The sequence below is a fragment of the Myxacorys chilensis genome (genome assembly GCF_059505265.1).
In genome coordinates, this window is the sequence record NZ_JCACKG010000222.1 from 1 (window position 1) to 19,383 (window position 19,383).

Annotated in this window: 17 protein-coding genes; 5 read left to right on the forward strand and 12 right to left on the reverse strand. The window is 48.9% G+C overall.

Annotated features, from left to right (window positions below; all coding sequences use genetic code 11):
• Positions 1 to 39 precede the first annotated feature (39 nt).
• Entirely contained in the window at positions 40 to 1,662 is a 1,623-nt protein-coding gene (locus AC5JLB_RS22265) for a hybrid sensor histidine kinase/response regulator (protein ID WP_495876075.1), read from the forward strand.
• A gap of 58 nt (positions 1,663 to 1,720) precedes the next feature.
• Here AC5JLB_RS22265 and AC5JLB_RS22270 read toward each other — a convergent pair whose 3' ends face one another.
• Positions 1,721 to 3,028, reverse strand: a complete 1,308-nt coding sequence (locus AC5JLB_RS22270; protein ID WP_495876016.1) for a hypothetical protein — start codon at positions 3,026 to 3,028, stop codon at positions 1,721 to 1,723.
• A gap of 164 nt (positions 3,029 to 3,192) precedes the next feature.
• On the opposite strand from AC5JLB_RS22270, the gene pds reads away from it, so the two are divergent.
• The 3 genes from pds (at position 3,193) to AC5JLB_RS22285 (ending at position 6,628) form a co-directional block, all read left to right on the forward strand.
• Positions 3,193 to 4,617 (forward strand): 15-cis-phytoene desaturase, encoded by a 1,425-nt coding sequence (pds, locus tag AC5JLB_RS22275; protein WP_495876017.1) that lies wholly within the window; start codon positions 3,193 to 3,195, stop codon positions 4,615 to 4,617.
• A 29-nt stretch (positions 4,618 to 4,646) separates the two neighbouring features.
• On the forward strand, positions 4,647 to 5,576 hold the full coding sequence (crtB, locus tag AC5JLB_RS22280; protein ID WP_495876076.1) for a 15-cis-phytoene synthase CrtB: 930 nt from the start codon (positions 4,647 to 4,649) through the stop codon (positions 5,574 to 5,576).
• 170 nt (positions 5,577 to 5,746) lie between these two features.
• On the forward strand, positions 5,747 to 6,628 hold the full coding sequence (locus AC5JLB_RS22285; protein WP_495876018.1) for a WecB/TagA/CpsF family glycosyltransferase: 882 nt from the start codon (positions 5,747 to 5,749) through the stop codon (positions 6,626 to 6,628).
• On the opposite strand, the gene AC5JLB_RS22290 is transcribed toward AC5JLB_RS22285, so the two are convergent.
• The 7 genes from AC5JLB_RS22290 to thrB form a co-directional block, all read right to left on the reverse strand.
• Positions 6,629 to 8,539, reverse strand: a complete 1,911-nt coding sequence (locus tag AC5JLB_RS22290) for an ABC transporter ATP-binding protein (RefSeq protein WP_495876019.1) — start codon at positions 8,537 to 8,539, stop codon at positions 6,629 to 6,631.
• A gap of 131 nt (positions 8,540 to 8,670) precedes the next feature.
• The gene (locus AC5JLB_RS22295; protein ID WP_495876020.1) at positions 8,671 to 9,627 is read right to left on the reverse strand and encodes an asparaginase; all 957 of its coding nucleotides are present in this window, start codon (positions 9,625 to 9,627) and stop codon (positions 8,671 to 8,673) included.
• 66 nt (positions 9,628 to 9,693) lie between these two features.
• Entirely contained in the window at positions 9,694 to 10,185 is a 492-nt protein-coding gene (locus AC5JLB_RS22300; protein ID WP_495876021.1) for a CGLD27 family protein, read from the reverse strand.
• Positions 10,186 to 10,590: 405 nt separating this feature from the next.
• Positions 10,591 to 11,037, reverse strand: coding sequence for a ribosome silencing factor (gene rsfS / locus AC5JLB_RS22305; protein ID WP_495876022.1), 447 nt, complete (start codon positions 11,035 to 11,037; stop codon positions 10,591 to 10,593).
• A 102-nt stretch (positions 11,038 to 11,139) separates the two neighbouring features.
• A complete protein-coding gene (yqeK, locus tag AC5JLB_RS22310) occupies positions 11,140 to 11,826 on the reverse strand; it encodes a bis(5'-nucleosyl)-tetraphosphatase (symmetrical) YqeK (protein ID WP_495876023.1) in 687 nt (228 codons plus the stop codon).
• Positions 11,827 to 12,054: 228 nt separating this feature from the next.
• Positions 12,055 to 12,567, reverse strand: a complete 513-nt coding sequence (locus tag AC5JLB_RS22315) for a DUF1499 domain-containing protein (RefSeq protein WP_495876024.1) — start codon at positions 12,565 to 12,567, stop codon at positions 12,055 to 12,057.
• 74 nt (positions 12,568 to 12,641) lie between these two features.
• The gene (gene thrB / locus AC5JLB_RS22320) at positions 12,642 to 13,568 is read right to left on the reverse strand and encodes a homoserine kinase (protein ID WP_495876025.1); all 927 of its coding nucleotides are present in this window, start codon (positions 13,566 to 13,568) and stop codon (positions 12,642 to 12,644) included.
• 188 nt (positions 13,569 to 13,756) lie between these two features.
• Between thrB and AC5JLB_RS22325 the strand changes: the two genes are divergently transcribed.
• Positions 13,757 to 14,377, forward strand: a complete 621-nt coding sequence (locus AC5JLB_RS22325; RefSeq protein WP_495876026.1) for a chorismate lyase — start codon at positions 13,757 to 13,759, stop codon at positions 14,375 to 14,377.
• On the opposite strand, the gene hpsU is transcribed toward AC5JLB_RS22325, so the two are convergent.
• From hpsU to AC5JLB_RS22345, 4 genes are all read right to left on the reverse strand, one after another.
• Entirely contained in the window at positions 14,378 to 14,923 is a 546-nt protein-coding gene (gene hpsU, locus AC5JLB_RS22330) for a hormogonium polysaccharide biosynthesis acetyltransferase HpsU (RefSeq protein ID WP_495876027.1), read from the reverse strand. It lies immediately after the preceding gene.
• A 71-nt stretch (positions 14,924 to 14,994) separates the two neighbouring features.
• On the reverse strand, positions 14,995 to 15,936 hold the full coding sequence (locus AC5JLB_RS22335; protein WP_495876028.1) for a glycosyltransferase family 2 protein: 942 nt from the start codon (positions 15,934 to 15,936) through the stop codon (positions 14,995 to 14,997).
• 472 nt (positions 15,937 to 16,408) lie between these two features.
• Positions 16,409 to 17,686, reverse strand: a complete 1,278-nt coding sequence (locus AC5JLB_RS22340) for a glycosyltransferase family 4 protein (RefSeq protein ID WP_495876029.1) — start codon at positions 17,684 to 17,686, stop codon at positions 16,409 to 16,411.
• A 777-nt stretch (positions 17,687 to 18,463) separates the two neighbouring features.
• Complete coding sequence (locus AC5JLB_RS22345; RefSeq protein ID WP_495876030.1) at positions 18,464 to 19,351, reverse strand: NAD(P)-dependent oxidoreductase; 888 nt, start codon at positions 19,349 to 19,351, stop codon at positions 18,464 to 18,466.
• Between the last annotated feature and the right edge of the window lie 32 nt (positions 19,352 to 19,383).

A 19,383-nucleotide genomic window follows, 5' to 3' on the forward strand; every position in this document is an offset into this window, starting at 1 on the left:
GATTTGAGTTTGGATTATCGATCTAGGCACTAACAACAGATCTATAGCACTACCGTGACTGCCCTTGCGTATTACTCAGTAGCAGTTGCCATTGTTTACTTTACAAATGAGCGAAAGGATCTACCCGCTAAGACGGTAACGCTGCTTGTGGGCTACTTTTTTGTCTTTGCCTTGTGTGGCACAACTCACCTAATGGGAGTGGTTACGCTCTGGCATCCGATCTACTGGGTTTCAGGATTGATTAAATCGACTAATGCCGTTTGGTCTGCCTATGCGTTTACCTTTTTACTGATTCCATTAATTCCAGTCGCGATCGATGCCCCCAGTCCAGAGCAACTCGCCCGCACAAACCAGGAGCTAGAGGATAGTCGTCGCCAGATTCAGGCAATCAATGCGGAGCTAGAGCAGCGTGTACAAGAGCGCACAATCCAACTGGAAGAGTCAAATCGCGCCAAAGATGAACTGTTAGTTCGCGAACAGGTGATTCGAGCAGAGGCAGAAACTGCCAATCGGGCTAAGGACGAGTTTCTCTCGGTTCTTTCTCATGAATTAAGAACCCCCCTCAATGCGATTTTAGGATGGTCTCAAATTCTACGAAAGCAGAGTCTGAGCCAGGAAAAAATGGTGCGGGCGTTGGAGACTATCGAGCGGAACGCCAGATCCCAACTACAACTGATAGAAGATATTCTAGACATTTCTCGCATCATCACGGGTAAACTGCGCCTCCAAGCCCGTCCAGTCCAACTTGTCCCTGTGGTTGAATCTGCAATTGAGTCTATACGCCTAGCGGCTGAAGCAAAGGCAATTCGGATTCAAAGCGTTCTAGATACTGAAGCGGGTTCAATCACGGGGGATGCCAATCGATTGCAGCAAGTTGTTTGGAATCTACTGTCTAATGCTGTCAAGTTTACGCCCAAAGACGGGCAAGTCCAGATTCGCCTAAAGCGAGTTAATTCCTATGTTGAGCTTACGATCAGCGACACTGGACAAGGAATCAGTTCAGACTTTCTACCGTATGTCTTCGATCGCTTTCGCCAGCATGACAGCACGACGACTCGCAGTTACGGCGGGCTAGGCTTAGGGTTAGCCATTGTGCGTCAACTGGTTGAATTACATGGCGGAACCGTTAGGGCGACGAGTCTAGGGATAGGACAGGGGGCGACCTTTACCGTTGAACTGCCTGTGACGATCAACCAATCGCTCGCGATTAACCCAGAGCAATTAGACCCGCTCGTTCAGGTGAATGAAGTGATAGATGCGCCGCCGACCCTAGAAGGCTTACAAATTTTAGTGGTGGACGACGAGGCTGATGCGCTGGAATTGCTCAGTACGATTCTGCAAGAGTATGGTGCTGACGTTATCGCCGCTACCTCCGTTCGAGAGGCGATGACAATCATCGAAACCTCCAGCGATCGCCGCTTCGATATGTTAGTAAGCGATATTGGAATGCCAGAGGAGGATGGCTACTTCCTTATTCGGAAGTTGCGTCAACTCGAAGCGCAGCAGGGCGGGTGGCTCCCCGCGATCGCGCTGACCGCCTATGCTCGGAGTGATGATCGTAGGCAAGCATTGTTAGCAGGCTTTCAGATGCATCTAACCAAACCCGTCGATGCGATCGAGTTAGCAACAGTGGTTTCCAGTCTGACTGGGCGCATAGTTTAACGAGTTCGGACTTCGCAGTTGCCTTGAGAAGGCGAATGACTCATTGCACCCATGCAGCCTATTTTGGTGTGATTCTGACAATCAATGGCGCATCGGGCACATCTAATGTAATCCGGCTTGGCGACTGATGTCTCATGACAACATTGGGGGACTGGTTGGGAAAATAGGTTTCCGCTTGCCGCGTCGGTGTGCCTAAATTCAGCGTCACTCGCTGTGTCTTTAGGGCATTGCTACTGGTTGTCTGCAACCACAACACAAGATAGAAATCTCCGTTGCGCTTTTGCAGTAGCGTCCGGTTGACATTCCTGACATTGCCACTCAAGCTGTAATTTAACGTTCCGGTAGCCGCCGTATTAGGCGAATCATTTAGGACTCGAATCAGATTTCGCAAAGCGACAAACGCAGGTTTTGGAATGCCATTGGCTCGAATGATGCCAAAGTTGCTTTCTTGGTCTCCCCGCGATCGCTCATCCAAAAATTCGTACAAAAACGTTCGCTTGATGCCCCGGTTGAAATACTCCAAAAACATTCTGGGAATGTATTTGGCAGAGACTTGCTCAGAAACCCCTCTCTGCCCAGCGTTTCGATCGTTCACCGCATTATGCCAGCCTGTTTCTGTCACGATGATGGTGCGATCGCCAGTCATCTTGCGCGTGAGCGGCAGCCACTTCGATTCATAGTCAAGTGCTGGGATGCCACCCCCGGCGTAGATATGAAGATTGCCATAATCACTGACTGACCTGAGAGAACCAAGCTTAGCGGCATTCTCTGGATAGGCGATCGAAGGCGTTAGCACCGCAATTTTTGCTGTTGCCGGATCGCGCTTAACTGCCCCATACAGCTCCGTTTGGTAGTCTCTTAGACCTGCTGGAAACCCTCTGCCTCGATAGGTCACATTATTGATATCCCACTCGTTTGGGCCTTCGATCGCAACCACTGATGGCAGCACTTTCTTCAACACCGACACGGCATTACTAGGCGTAATGTTATCTCGCAGATCAAAGACTAGCGTGGAGCGAATGCCAAAGCGAGACAATCGATTCAATTTGGCAAATAAACCTGGATCGTTGCCGCCATCCCGAACATGCCGAACGCCTAACTCTCGCAGTCGAGGCTCAACGACATCCGTGTAACGCCCGTAGCTCGTGTCGATGTAGCGTAAATGCGTAGCGACCCCAAGGGAGTCAATAAACGAGTTTGCACTCCTCGCTTTCTCCGCCGTTTGCGCTACTGCCACTGTCCCACTATCTAAGTTGGCCTCACTATCAGAATAGTGCTGAGCCAAATAGGCTCCTGTGCCAACCACTCCGGCGACTAAGGCAAAGCGCACCGTTGTAGAAAGTGCTCTATGTTTAGCAGGTTTCATTCTGTCGCTACAGCTTACTGAGAAGAATTACCTCTTACCTTAGCAGTACCTCTTCTCTTGCGCTGTCGAAGACGTTACCCCACTTCAAAATTCATCGAGGAATGTAACGGATTGCAACGTATAATGAAAATCGAATTCATCCTCAAAAGGTGTTGAAGAATCACATGCGAGTAGTGATCGCCGGAGGCGGCTTAGCAGGATTATCTTGCGCGAAATACCTGGTTGATGCAGGGCATACTCCCATCGTTTTAGAAAGTCGTGATGTGCTGGGCGGCTTGGTGGCAGCTTGGAAAGACGACGAGGGCGATTGGTACGAAACGGGGCTGCACGCCTTTTTTGGTGCGTATCCCAACATGCTGCAACTGATGAAGGAATTGGGCATCGAAGATCGGCTCCAGTGGAAAGAGCACGCCCTGATTTTTAATCAACCTGAAAAGCCGGGAACCTACTCATACTTCAGCGTTCCAGACATTCCTGCGCCATTCAACGTGATCATGTCGATTCTCCGCAACAACGACATGCTGACGTGGGAACAGAAAATTCGCTTTGCAGTGGGGCTGTGGCCCGGAGTGCTGCGGGGTCAGAAGTATGTCGAAGACATGGATAAGTACAGCCTTATCGAATGGCTGCGGCGTCAAGGAATTGATGAGCGTGTCAGTTCTGATGTGTTTATCGCGGCAGCCAAGGCGCTCACATTCATCGATCCTGAAGATGTCTCAGCAACGATCATCTTGACGGCAGTGAACAAATTTTTGCAAGAGCGCTACGGGTCTAAAATTGCCTTCTTAGATGGTTCACCGACAGAGCGATTGTGCCAGCCCATCGTCGATTACTTCAGCGATCGCGGCGGAGAGATTTACCTCAACAAACCCCTCAAGCAAATTCTGCTGAACGACGACGGCACTGTGAAGGGCTTTCTGATTCGGGGTATCAATGGCGCGGAAGATGAAGTCATTACGGCAGATTTATACGTTTCTGCGATGTCGGTTGATGTGATGAAAGTCTTGATGCCACAGCCGTGGAAAGAGATGGAGTTTTTCCAGAAGTTAGATGGACTCGAAGGCGTTCCGGTCATCAATCTACACTTGTGGTTCGATCGCAAAATCACCGACATCGACCACCTGCTGTTCTCGCGTTCCGATCTGCTAAGCGTCTATGCCGACATGAGCATCACCTGCAAGGAATATGCCGATCCGAACCGCTCGATGCTCGAACTCGTTTTAGCTCCTGCCAAAGATTGGATTGACAAATCTGACGAAGAGATCATCGCTGCCACCATGAAAGAGCTAGAGCGACTCTTCCCGCAGCATTTGACGGGTGAAAATCCTGCCAAGCTCAGAAAATACAAAGTGGTCAAAACGCCGCGATCCGTCTACACCGCTTCTCCTGGGCGACAAGCGCATCGTCCGTCTCAGGTCACACCCATATCTAATTTCTTTTTATCAGGCAGTTATACGATGCAGCGCTACTTAGGCAGTATGGAAGGGGCTGTACTTTCTGGTAAGCTGACAGCGCAGGCGATTACAAACATCCAACCGCCCACGGTGTCCGAAAGCGACCAGCGTAGCTTAGTCACCAGTAGCAACTAGGACTTGTCAACCTTCCCATCTGCATGAGAATGCTACAATTGCCCGAATCTTCTTCCTGTGAGAGAACCCTGGCTTCCCTGGAGGAGGCTTACGAACAGTGCCGCGAGATCACTGCCGAATACTCGAAGACCTTCTACCTGGGAACCATGTTAATGTCCCCCCCGAAGCGTCGCGCAATTTGGGCAATCTATGTTTGGTGTCGGCGCACCGATGAGTTAGTCGATGGTCCAGCGGCGCATCTCACGACCAACGAGACGCTCGACCAGTGGGAAGAGCAGCTAGAGAAAATTTTTGTGGGGCATCCCCACGATGATCTAGATGTAGCGCTGGTTGACACTTTAGAGCGATTTGACCTCGACATTCAGCCATTCCGCGACATGATCGATGGGCAGCGCATGGATCTCTACCGCAGTCGCTACGAAACTTTTGAGGAACTGGAGTTGTACTGCTATCGCGTTGCCGGAACGGTAGGGCTTATGTCTACTACCGTAATGGGAACCGAGCCACGACTGCGATCGGCACCTTGGGATGACCCATCCGCAACGCCTCCGATTGAAGAAGCGATCGCGCTCGGCATTGCCAACCAACTCACCAACATTCTGCGGGATGTGGGTGAAGATGCCCGTCGCGGTCGCATTTATCTTCCAATGGAGGACTTAGCGCGGTTTGACTACACCGAAGAGGACTTGATTAAAGGCGTGATTGATGAGCGCTGGAAAGCGCTGATGAGTTTTCAAATTGAGCGTGCCCGCAAATTCTACGCTCTAGCAGAGCGCGGCATTAGTGCCCTCAGCGAGGATGCTCGGCTACCTGTCTGGTCTGCCTTGATGATGTACAGCCAGATTCTTGACATGATTGAGCGCAACGGCTACGACAACTTCCAAAAACGGGCATTTGTATCTGGTAGAAAAAAAATGATGTCATTGCCGATCGCTTGGCTGCGCGCAAAAGTTCTGTGAACTATAGCGTTGCAATTATGCAATGTTGATAAACTTGGCCGTCTAACGTGATTGCAGTCTGAAACCCGAAACAAAATGGGAACACTACAGTAAAGCGTCGTAGCGATTGCTACACATTTTTGTAGTGTGCTTCCTTGCTCCGGAACTTGTTTCGACTCAGATTCGCCATCATGTCCCAAGACACTTCAAAAGTTGTAAGACGAGAAGAGGTACAACGGCTCTACCGAGACTTTCGGAAAGCTGTCTTAGCCTCAACTGCTAATTCGATTACCCAAGAGAACCGCCGTTCACTTAGTGATCGAATCGGGCACGAAAAAGTAGAAATTCTAAATGTTGAGATCGACAATTTATCTAGGACTGAACTGCTGAATCGCTTAACGAAAGGCGTTGTGTTCACTCCCAATGTCGATCACTTGATGAAGCTTCAGCAAGACGCAACCTTTCGACAGGCCTATGAAGTGGCAGACTATAAAATCTGCGATAGTCAAATTGTGCTCTATGCCTCTAGGTTTTTAGGATCTCCACTCCAAGCTAAAATCTCTGGTTCTGATTTGTTTCCCGTGTTTTGTGAGCATCACCGACACAATGAGAACATCAAAATCTTTTTGCTGGGTGGTGCGGCAGGGGTAGCTGAGCGGGCGCAAGCACGCATTAATCACCGGATTGGTCGGGACATTATTGTAGAGGCGCATTCGCCGTCCTTTGGCTTTGAGAAGAATGAAGCAGAATGTCGTCTGATTGTGGATCTGATCAATCGCTCGACGGCAACGGTGTTGGTCATTGGTGTAGGTGCGCCTAAACAAGAAATTTGGATCTCTAAATACAAAGATCATTTACCAAACATCGATATCTTCATGGCTGTTGGCGCGTCGATCGACTTTGAGGCCGGCAACAAACCCAGAGCGCCGCAGTGGATGAGCAGCACTGGCATTGAGTGGCTATATCGGCTGTACTGCGAACCCAAGCGCCTCTGGAAGCGCTATTTTGTGGATGATCTGCCGTTCTTCTGGCTGGTAATGAAGCAAAAATTCAGCGGGCAATCCCCATCTTAATTAGGCAGATAGTCCACGGTGAAGCTGGCGTTCGCGAATGCGATCGAGGGTTCCGAGGGGAATCGCTGAAATCAGTTGGCGCGTGTAGGGCTGCTGCGGATGTAGGTAAATGCTGTCCGACGTGCCGACTTCCTCAATTTTGCCGCGATTCATGACAATAATGCGATCGCTCATAAATTTCACAACGCTCAGATCGTGCGAAATGAAGATGTACGTCAATCCAAACTCGGATTGCAGTTCTTTCAACAGGTTTAGCACTTGAGCTTGCACCGAGACATCGAGCGCTGAGACAGACTCATCGCAAATAATAAATTTAGGATTGAGTGCCAGCGATCGCGCAATGCAAACTCGCTGACGCTGACCGCCAGAAAATTCGTGGGGATAGCGATTCATCCAGGTTGGATTCAACCCAACTCGCTCTAGCAAATAGGCGACGCGATCGCGGTGTTGTCGCTTGCCGCCGCGCCCGTAGATTTGCAACGGTTCCATCACCGCCTCACCGATGTTCATGCGCGGATCAAGCGAACTGTAGGGATTTTGGAAAATAATCTGGATTTCTCGCCGCAGTTGCCGAACTTCCTTGCTAGAGAGCGCTAGAATATCGCGTCCTTCAAACAAAATTTGTCCTGCCTTTGGCTCGATTAGGCGCATCAAGGTTCTCGCCAAGGTCGATTTTCCGCAACCCGACTCACCCACCAATCCCAATGTTTCGCCAGGATAGACATCAAACGAGACGTGATTGACCGCCATCATGTAGCGTTTTGTTTGTCCAAATACGCCGCGTATCGGAAACGCCACTTGCAGATCGCGTACCGAAACCAGCGGTTCTTGCTGCTGCAACGCTTTCATGCGCCGATCAAACTCGGCTTCACTCACTTCTTGATTTTCTGCTAGGGCCGCATTCACATCCAGCTTCTTTTCTTGGAGCCGCTTCTCTCCATTCGGAAGCAGCGCCACTTCCATGAAATCTGAAACAGTAGGTAAGAGTCGCAAGCGACGAGTCGGCTGAGGACGGCAGGTGAGAAGTCCTTTGGTGTAAGGATGCTGCGGATTGGAGAAGATGTTGAGTACAGAGCCGTACTCTACAATCTTGCCTTCGTACATCACTGCTACTTCGTCGGCAATTTCGGCGATTAAGCCCAAATCGTGAGTGATGAACATCATCGACATGCCTCTACGATCGCGCAGTTCTCGCAGCAAATCCAAAATCGTCGCCTGAACGGTGACATCCAACGCCGTCGTGGGTTCGTCAGCAATCAACAGGGTCGGATTGCAGGAAATGGCCATCGCGATCATAATGCGCTGAAGTTGACCGCCCGATAATTCATGAGGATAGCGATCGAGCATCGCTAACTTCTGACGGTTAATTTCTCGATCGAGATCGGCTTCGCTTGGCAGAGTGCCTGAATTTTGGTGAAGATCTTCGACATGCCGCCGCTTCAGTTCGGCATCGGGCGGCAGCACCCGCACTTCTTGCATCAGCGAAACTGCCCGCCGCCGCGCTTCTGACTCGGAAAGCTTGGTGTGCTGCCGAATAGCCTCAACCAACTGGTAGCCGCACGTATAGACCGGGTTGAGCGAACTCATCGGTTCTTGAAAAATCATCGCAATGCGATCGCCACGATAATCTCGCAGCTTTTCGGCTGAAACCGTCCGCAAATCGACCGGTTTTCCGGCACTCTGATCGTCATTAAACCAAATCTCGCCGCCCGCAATCCGTCCGGGTGGGTTGGGAATTAGTCCCATGACGGCTAACGAAGTGACTGACTTTCCCGATCCGGATTCTCCCACAATGCCTAACGTTCGTCCGCGCTTGACCTGAAACGAAATGCCATCTACAGCTTTGACGACTCTGGTATCGGTCTTAAATTCAACTTCGAGATTCCGAACGTCGAGGATAGTGTCACTCATAGGAGGCGGAACAGTAGAGCTAAATACTAATAGTGTGAACGCAGTTCTGTGAATCTTAACAACGAATTTAGGCAACGACTGTTCCCAATCAGACGATCAAGGGAACAACTTCGTTGCTGATCATCAGTTGGTCACAGCATGGATAAGTCACCAGTGACATCTAAACGTTTGTAGCGTCCGAGGGTAATGTAGGTTTCGGACAAACTCTCAGCTACCGTCGGCGTAATCCAGCCCATTTGTTGCAGAATGTGAATTGCGATCGCATACTTAGCTCGTTTCGCGCCATCTTTCACCTTGATCGCCAATCCAACGCCTTCTCCCACACGACCCATACACTGCACGCCTTCCGCCCCTGATTTGCTGATGATCTCTCCTTCCGTGAGGCGCATTAGTTCTGTATCAAATTCTCCATCCCCTGCCACCATTGTTGGATGATGAGTCATCGATCGCGAGACCCGCTCCATGTCTAAGCTATTACCAGAGGCAAGCTGAGCGTAAAGCCAGCCCAACTGCCTAAGTTGCATGTAGTAAGTCGGTGCGCCACAATCATCTCGCGCTGGAATGAATTCTTCTGCTGGAATTTGCAGTAGTTCAGCGATTTTTCCTAAAATCAGCAGCTGAAGCGGATGGTTGTACTGGAGATAGCTGTTAAGCGGAAACCCGCGCTGTTTGCAAACCGCTAACATGCCCGCATGTTTGCCAGAGCAATTGTACTGGAGTGGACTTTTCTTGCCCTCTGGAGTCGGGCACTGCAAGGCAGTCGGCTCCAAGTCTGCGCGCCATAGAATATTGAACACTTGCCGGACTTGCTCGATCGTGCCTTTGTGAGAGCTACAGATAATCGCCAAATCACGATCGGTCAAGCCGAAGCTCTCAAGCGTTCCGGTCGTGGTCACGGCCAGTGCTTGAAACGGTTTCAGCACGGATCGTGCAAATGTAGCTGCCTCAGCGTTTCCAGCACAGAGGAGAATGCGACCGCGATCGTCACAAATCATCGCCTGAGCCGAATGAACCGATTCCGTAATGCCTTCCCGCAATAGCTTAACTTCTAGCTCTGCGGTGCTTTGAATGCGTTTGCCCCTTGTCATGGAAAAGACTCTAACACTAGGTGGAGACGAGGTTGAAAAAACGTTATGAGTTGTTAGGATTGTGCCTTACAAAAGCCACCACAAGGCGACGATCGCTAGAAAAGCACCTGTGATCGCGGCAAAGGTCTTTTGCAACCGCCGCAAAATCGGCTGAATCTGATACGACACGATCAACTGATCTTGATCAATCACTTCGGGCGGCTTCTCCCAAATCTGCCCATCATACCAACCTGATTCTTCGTAAAATACATTGGCGTTGAGCAACCGAGTTCTCACATAGACCCAACCTAGGTAGAGCCGAACGAGTGCCAAAATCGGAATTAAGCTTGCCCCGATCGAGCCAAGCAACAGGAACTGAGGTAGGTGCTTTGTAGGCGCAAAACTCACTGATGCGATCGGACCTGCCACAATCCAATTCAGCGCCCAAAGCACCACGATCGGCTGAATGTAGCCCCACCCATCCAACGTCGCCCACCGGAAGAACCAGGATTCTTTCAGGTTTTGATACTCGTTGATGGGCCGCTGTTCTACAGGAACGGGACAGGTAACAGAACTCATAGCCAGGCTAAAGAGGTGAGTGGAATTCTATTCGTCAGTATAGAAGAGTTTTAACAGCCGCAGTGCATTGCGTCTCTGGGCAATCTTTGACTTTCCACTGCGTTGATAGAGAGATACAAACCGGAATCAAACTGTCTCCTTAGCTTGGATGATAGGCTTCCGAACATGACTTCTCTAGAAATATCAGCTTGAGTACAAATCGCTCTTACCGTGCCGCTTTTAATCTCGGATAAGCCAGATATTCAGCCGAATGTTTCTCAATGACAATTAATTTTGAACTGCTTCATAACATCTGTGTTTATCAACATCACTCTTCTTACGATTAATCTCGCAGTCTGATTGCCGGAATGGAGGATAGACTCAATAGCGAGTAACGGTCGCTTCACCATTACTCGCTAGAAGAAGTTATTGGTCTGCGATTTCTTCAGACGTTTGTAGAGCCAGCGCACTATACGACGTGCTTTCTGCATGTCCCCAAAACGCTTCTAACCCATAATAGTCGCGCTCTGTGGGCATCATGATATGCACAATCACATCGCCGTAATCTAACAAAGCCCACGTGCCTTCCATCAGCCCCGCTGAGCGAATCGGCTTGCGATCGAACTGTTCTTCTACTTTGTCTTGAACCATGCCCGCGATCGCGCGCACCTGCACCTTCGAGAAACCTGTAATCAACACAAAATAATCTGCTAACACCGAGACATCGCCAACTTTGAGCAGGACAATATCGCCCCCTTTGCGCTCATCGGCCGCTTCTGCGATCGCCAAGGCCAGAGCATAGTTTCGATCTGAGACTTGCAGTGCAGGATTCGCGATGGTGGAGAGGGTTTGTTGGTTAGAAAGATTTGCCATTCAGGTCTAAATTCCTTTTACGTAAAGAGTTGAATTGGACATTAGATAATGCGAACAGCGAGACAATCGATATCTAAAATTAGGTGGCATAACTCTAGGATATTAGGATTTTCGAGAGCGTTGCATTGCGGTTTGTAAAAACCAATTACGAGTATCAACGGTTCGAGGGTGAATCAGATGTCGTGCCTGAATCAAATGTTTGATAGAACAATCAGCTGACTTCCATGTGGCCTCGACCAAATCTTGACGACTCAATCGACGCAGTTCTTCTAACTCCGGGGTGCTACCTCGCCCCGGTTCCAAGCCGTCCGCCAGATAGACGACGCAACTCAGTAAACTCATTTGCGGTCTGCCCAGCGTGTGGTTGCGAATTGCATTGAGAATATCAGGGTCGTGAATTCCGAATTCATCACGGGCAACGATCGCGCCAACATCTGCATGAAGTAAATGGGGATTGAGTTCGTCGATCGCGTCGAGTTCTAATCCTTCGTCCTTTGCCATTTGCAGTAAGCGGTCGGGCTTGAAGAACTTGGCTAGATCGTGCATTAATCCTGCGATCGCCGCTTTCTCAGGATCAAGCCGATGGCGTTGAGCCAATTCAATTGACATCTTCTCGACTCGAACGATGTGCCGCAGTCGAGTTTCGGGCACATTTAACTTTAACCACGCGATCGCTCGTTCCCGCAAGGGTTGAAACTCATCCGAAAACTGAGGCGCACTCAGGATAGGAGCGCTGGCAGAATCAGCTTTAGGATAGTTAGGACGGAAGAGTTTCGGCGACTCACGCATTCAAATGGAACACTCCTTTAGGAGATGAGAGCAGATGCCCTCAAGCTTCCGAAGGAATCACAACGAAGTTCGGAAAATAGAAGGCTTGTTGACCCATTCTAACGCATGAGTTTGGGTACAAAATGTTTATGCTGCTGCACTTATTTGTCAAGAAAGCCATCCGATTAATTTTTCTAATAAAAAGGAGCTTCCGCACTGAAAGCTCCTCCTTGGCAGTTCTCTAGCCAATTAACCAACGTTTTCAGCGTCTTTTAACTTTGTGCGAATGAGTTCGATTCGTTTGCGATTGACGCCTAAATCCGATTCACCCAAACGGGAAGCCGATCGCACTTGAATAAGGCCCGCAGGTTTGTCTAAGGAAAACTCTACATCGTCCACAAATCCCATAAATCGGCTTGTAAATTCTGTGTACAAGTAGGTATCTGTTTCGCTAATGACCTTGGTTCTGGGCAGTCCTGCAATGGTTTGTTTTAAATTAGTAAATGCCTGTTCGGGTGAGGATGTATAGCGCAGTGGCTCAATTTGGTGAACTGGATCGGTACTGAAGCTGTTGACGCAGTTGGGTGTTTTAGGACAGGCAGCAAAGCCATTGCTACCGATTCCCAAATTAGTGGGTCGAGAGTTCGGGAATGAAAAGATGGCGGCAACCGGAACGGACTGAAGAGGAGTTGCACCTGCGGATTGATTAGAGGTGAGCCAACAAATCGCAACGAACAGGATGAGAACTAGGCGTCTGAGCATGAGAGAAGGCGTCCTAACAAAACTTAATCCTTAGTTTAGAGCACAAGGAACTGACTAACCAAAGAGCCAACGCCTCACAATATGCGCGCTCCCTGAGTATCAAGGGTCAATACTTTCACCTGTACGCCAATCCCTTGAGCTATCCAAGCGTTTTCCATTGCCGATCGCACTGATTCGGCTTGGCTCGGATCAGATAGCGCCAATAGAGTCGGACCTGCGCCACTGATTACCATGCCATACGCACCTGCTGCGATCGCGCCCTGCTGCACGGCGTCATATCCCTTGATCAATGCCTGACGGTAAGGTTGATGAATTCGATCTTGCAACGCCGCTCTTAACCAATCCGCGTTTCCAGTTTCTAACCCCCGCAGGAGCAATCCTAAATGAGCCGCGTTAAAGATGGCATCAGCACGGCTATAGTCAGCAGGCAACACTTTTCTCGCGTCTGCCGTTGAAAGCTCAAAATCGGGAATAGCAACAATGGGAACAACGTTAGCATTCCAACTCAATGCACAGATTTCCCAAGGGCGAGAAGTTGCAGTCTCAGCATAGCCTGATGCTGCCAATCGACAGCCGCCCATCAGCGCCGGAACTACATTATCGGGATGACCTTCGATTTCCGTCGCCAAATCTGCTAACTGATCGGGACTGAGCGGCGAACCTGCCAAAACATTCGCACCAACAAGGCCGCCAACAATCGCCGTCGCTGAGCTTCCTAACCCCCGCGCTAGGGGGACATCCATTTGAATATCAAGGTGAATCGCAGGGATAGGTTTGTTAATGCGATCGCACAGCTTACAAAAGGCTTGATACACCAGATTAGTAGCAGTTGTAGAAACCCGATTCGCCTCTGTACCGCTCACAGTAATCCTTAAAGCTTCTCCATCAGATCGCGGTGAAAAGGCGAACTGATTGTAAAGGGTGAGTGCCGCTCCCAAGCAATCAAATCCGGGACCAATATTTGCAGTCGTGGCAGGAACTTTAACGGTGACAGTAGACATATAAACGTTTGCGAGAAAAGATGCTGAATGGACAACCCGTTTAGAAGATTACCAGCATTTCTCATAGCGCAGCGCTGATGTAACTTGCAGCTCTAGAAGATGGCTTCAGGCTGCAAATTTATGAAGCAACCGCAGTAACTGAACTGAGAGCGTTATCATTAAAGATAAGTTAACTTCTGTAAAGCAACGTGACTGCCACCTTTAGACCCAAAGATAGCGCAATCTTGCCCACCACTTGGCACGCTCTCAGTCCTCTTTGGCAGGGCGGCGAACAGGATATTCAGCAAGGATTACCCCACACTCAACTTGCCCCAACTTGGCAGATGATGATGCTTGGAGATGGCTCTCCAACTCACTGTTTACAGCTTCTCACAGGCGAACGCACAGAAGTAGATGTGCTAGATATGTCGCCGATCGGATTTGCGACCGACCATGCCCCAAGCTCAATTGAGAAAGTTCCTGGACCTCGATTGCGCCGCCAAATTTGGCTGAGAACAGCTTCTGGTCAACGGTTAGGATATGCCACCTCGTGGTGGGAGTTGAGCCACATTGATGACTATTTACAGAATCGATCGCAGCCCATTTGGCTAAATCTTTCTCGGCTTAGGGCCGAACTGTACCGTGATATTCAAGGGTTGTACTACGGTCACTCCAAAGCCTTAGAAGAAGCGTTTGGACATCCGGGACCTTTCTGGGGACGCCATTACCTGTTCTGGCATCACGGACAGCCCCTAACCTTAATTTACGAAGTTTTTTCACCTTATCTAGAAAAATACTTAGGTCCGATGCGGTTAGAGCAATCAGCATAGCTAGGCTCGGAACTCTCTCTCATACTGAGGACGACAAGGCGTTCCCCAGCAAACTTGCTGCTCGGGAAGCGACGTGAAAACACTGCTGCGTGTACCTACAACTGCGTTAGCTCCAATCTGCACACCGGGAGCAATAAAGCAGTCCGTGGCGATCCAAGCGCCATTTCCGATCGCGATCGCTCCCGTCACCAATCCAAAACTCGGATCGTGCAGATCATGACTTCCCGTGCAGAGATAGGTTTTCTGCGAAATGACACAATGTTCACCAATCTGAATGCGATCGAGGCTATAAAACACCACATCATCCCCGATCCAGCTATAGTCACCAATCTCCACCTTCCAAGGATAGGTAAACCTAGCGGTCGGGCGAACCAGAACGCCTTTTCCAATCTTCGCACCAAATAGTCGTAGGATGCCGCGTCTAATGTTGTTCAGCGGTTGAGGCGTGAGCGGGAATGCGATCGCCTGCACCAGCCACCACAACAACACAACCCACCCTGGACGACCGCGATCGAACCAGGATTGGTCGTATTTTTGCAAATTCACAAGGGGTTTAGCAGTCAGAATCGGTGCAGGAAGAGATTTCCGGTCACCCTCTCTCTCTCTCTTCTCCAGCATTAAGACTCAGGTTGAGGAATGGGTTGAAGTTTAGAAGTGGGTACAGGTTGCGTATTCAACGTACCGCCACACTGCTGTAGTTCGTAGAGTTTTACCCCAATCTGATATTCGTACTGACTGAGCAAACGCCCGTAAGTATAACCAGCTTTACCATCTAAAAATCCGAGCCGAATAAAATAGAACAGCACAAATCTCAAGAAGGGCTTGAACGGCAGCTTGACCCAAATCTTTTTGAGAAACCGCTTGCGCTGCACAGCATCCCCAAACAAATTAGCTCCGATCGTGCCACTATCGCCTTTCCCATTCAGCACATTCAAATACACCTGCGCTTCCCAGTTGGAATAGCGGTTGTGACGCTCTAGCCAGTGATACAGATCCTTGAAGTCAATGTGCAGCATATCGTTCTTTAGATAGCCAACCTTACCTGGCAGAACAACATGTTCATGAACTTCGTTATCGCCAGTATTGCGAATGTCTTCAGTATTTAAGTTTTCGTAGCGTCCTTTCGCATGTCTAAATAAGCGAAGATTCCAGTCTGGATACTTGCCACCATGACGAATCCATTGCCCTAGGAAAAAGACTCGACGATTAAGATAGTAGCCATCATGGTCAGACTGAGCAATTGCCGCTTCAATTTCTTCCCAAAGTTCAGGCGTGATGCGCTCATCGCAGTCGACAATCAGCACCCACTCATTGCGAAACGGCAGATTTTCCAGCGACCAGTTTTTCTTCTTAGGCCAGCGACCATTGAACTGAAATTGAACTAGCGTCGCGCCGTACTTTTGGGAAATGTCAGCCGAGCGATCGCTACTCTGAGAGTCAACAACAAACACCTCGTCGGCTCTAGCAACGCTCTCTAAACAGGCGGGCAAATTCGCTTCTTCATTTTTTGCTGGAATTAGAACGGAAACCGGGACTTTAGCTAAATTAGAAGTCATCATTGTTAAGCCAACAGAGGAAATGTCGTCAAAATCTCAGACCAACCAGAAATCATCACTTTACAATTGCCTTAAAATGTAGGATTGATGGGCAGATTAGCTTGATTTCGTCTTTATAATACCCACTCTTTTTGAGTGGATCGCTAAGAATTTTATATTCTGCAATTCGCTTTGTATTGCTCCAAAAGTTGACAGCAATAAGACTTACCTATTAGCAGCGAGTTTGATAGCTTACGCCTGTAGCAACGCGGCACAAGAATGAAGCCCCAAAGGGAGTCGGATGTCCGTTACATTCGCAGGCGAGGCACCTTCCGAAAGGTATCTCAAATCTATCGCCACAAGAATCTCTGCGTCGGTCCTGAGCAACTCTGAAACGGCGTAATGAGAAATTCCTTAGAAACACTCAAGCGGTCAAAAAAAGGGCTTATGCATGAAACATAAACCCACAACCTCAGTGAGAATTAAAAACAGCTAACTAACTGCTTGACTTATTCACAGTCAGTGCATAAGCAGGTTTAACCGCCTCAGAGCCTTCTTTCACTTTCTGGAACAGCGCTTCGTACTGATTCAACGCTTGCTCAAACGAATACCGCTCGATCGCATATTGACGACCTTGCTTACCAAGCAATGCAGCATACTCAGGGTTTTTGTAAAGTTCTAAAATCTGCTGCGCCAATGCTTCTGGATGCTCTGGCTCTACAACCACGCCACCATGACTCTTCTCGATCGCTTTCGCTGCACTTCCGGTACTCGGCACTGAAGCAATTACTGGACGCCCACTTGCTAGCAACACTTGCGTTTTAGACGGCATATTGAACGACACCACGTTTTGCTTCTGCACAATCAGCCCAACATCAGCCGCAGCTAACATTTCAGGAAGCCTCTCTCTGGGTTGGAAGGGCAGCAACATAACATTCTCTGCACCACAAGCCGCACAATAATCTTTTAGTTTCGCGATCGCTTTTGATTCACCCACAATCACAAACGCAATTTCTGGAAAATCTCGTAGCCGAACCGCCGCCTCTACAACGGTTTCTAATCCCTGCGTCAGAGCGATGTTACCGGAATATTGCACAATAAACTTACCTTCCAAATTATGTGCTTTTCGGAAGGCATTGTCTTTCGGCAAAGGCTTGATGAAATTGACATCAACCCAGTTCGGAATGCAGGTGATTTTGCTCGATGGAACACCTTTACGCTCTAGATTATCGACAAATCCATCTGCAATTACGCTTACTGTGTGGGCTGTGCGATAGGCAAACTTCTCTAGAGACTCAAGAACGCGGATCATCAGCTTGTTCTTGATTAACCCGACATGCACCGCCGCTTCAGGCAGAATGTCTTGAACGTTGAGAACGATCGGGCAGTTGTGCAGCCAACCTAAAAGGGCGGCAGGCACACTCACAGGCAAAGGCGGCACAGTCAACAGAATCAAATCTGGTCGCCAACCTCGAATCGCTTGGAAAAAGCTCGTGAAGACAAAGCTACTGTCTAGCAGGATGCGATCGACTAGACTTGGCTTTGGCTTAATCCACACATAGCTACGCTGGATCGTCACTCCATTACGTTCTTCCGTTGTATAAAGCTTCCCCCGATACGCTTCGTAAATTTGACGCTGCGGGTAATTTGGCATCGCGGTGATGACTCGAACATCATGCCCTCGCTTGACTAATCCTTCAGCGAGTTCGGTCATGAGTGGTGCAATCCCGATTGGCTCTGGGTAGTAATTGTAAGAATAGATTAAGACACGCATAGCTTGTGTTGGACTCAAACGGTGACTGTCGCGTTCAACGGGTTATTCTGCGGGGGCGATGCGAGAGGTACAATCGAGTTGGGTAACTCAGAGGACACCATGGGGACTTAGCTGGGGCTAAAGTGTCAATTAATGTTACTAGTGGGGCTGTTGTAACATTAACGACCTCCAAGGGTTCTCTAAAACCTTTTCAGGCAGTCTTCAGGAAATCTTTTTGCCTCTCCAAGAGTCTCTAAAGCTTTCTTAAAGAATATTTACTTACTTGCACTGAGCTTAAAGTGCCCTTCTAAGTATCTTTTTTTACATTTATTTCTAAACACAGCTTCTATTAAATTCACATTATTAATAGGGTGACTTAGAGTATCGCCTGTACAAAAAAATACTAAGTGATGGCTCTGATAAGCCTGTAAAAGTCAGAGTTTGCCTATAACGGTATCTAATGTATCTTTCATTTCAAGAAAAAGCTTTCCGGAAAATACTGAGTTTTATTTGGTACCTCCTGATTGAAGCTGCTTTAGCAAACTAAATTTAGTTGAATGGATGCTCACCTCCGTAAGCGAAAAACAACAATAGCCCACTAAGCGTTAGTCGTTTCGTGGAGGCTCCGAGCAAACTCAAATCCATACAGAAGCCCAGGCTGATTCAGCCAAATCTAATTCAAGATCTCCGTAGACAAATTCACCAGCAGTATATACGGCGACAGAGGGAAGCGAGCAAGTTTAAATATAGCTGTTGTAATCATTACAGCTAAGAAGACTGGATAGCTACTGAAACTCGTCACGATCGCTCAGCAGACGTTGAGGGAACGCCAGGACAAATTATGGAAAACAAAGCGGCATAGTCTCCTTCTGCAAGTTCCTGCTGAAGTGCCTGTTCAAGGACGTTGCGGACTCCTTCCACATTCTCAACGCTCAACTCATTAACGTGAGCAGTTTTAATAAAGAGATCGATATCTTTTTTGAGATGTTTGGTTGGAAAGTTAGGATTTGAATAGTTGCTATCGAGCATTCGCTGCAACTTCTTATCAAAGGTTGGCGCGTACAACGCACTTTTACGCAAGATACTCATGAACGCTTCTACATCCACATTTTGACGAAGGACAAGCCCTAAACTGGCAGAAAAAGCGCTCGTCATTGAGCCAATTAGTTGATTTAGCGCTAATTTCACCGTAGAAGCAGATCCGACTGCACCTAGAAGAATTGGATTAGAACCAAAGACATTTAGGAGGGGCAACACTCGCTCAAACTGCGCTGGTTCTGATCCAACCATCACAATCAGGTTGCCAGATTGAGCTTCTGGAATACTACCAAGCACGGGTGCTTCGATATATTCTCCGCCTGCTGCCACGACCTGATCTCGAATCTCTCGACTTTCATCTGGCGCGATCGTACTCATCTGAATCACCATGCGCCCAGAGAGATGTTGCCGTGAGGCATCACTCAGCAATACGCTGCGAATCGCGGCGGCATCGGTGAGCATGAGAACGATCGCTTCAGAAGCCGCGATCGCCAGGTCTGGAGCATTCACGATTTCGGCTCCAGCCGTCTTTAGCGGCTCCAACTTAGCGGATGTGCGATTGTATGCCGTGAGAGAATTTTGAGCATCGATCAGCCGTTGCGCCATCGGTAGTCCCATCAGCCCAATTCCGATAAATCCAATCTTCACGGTTGATCTCTCCTAAAACTCAAAAGCGCTGA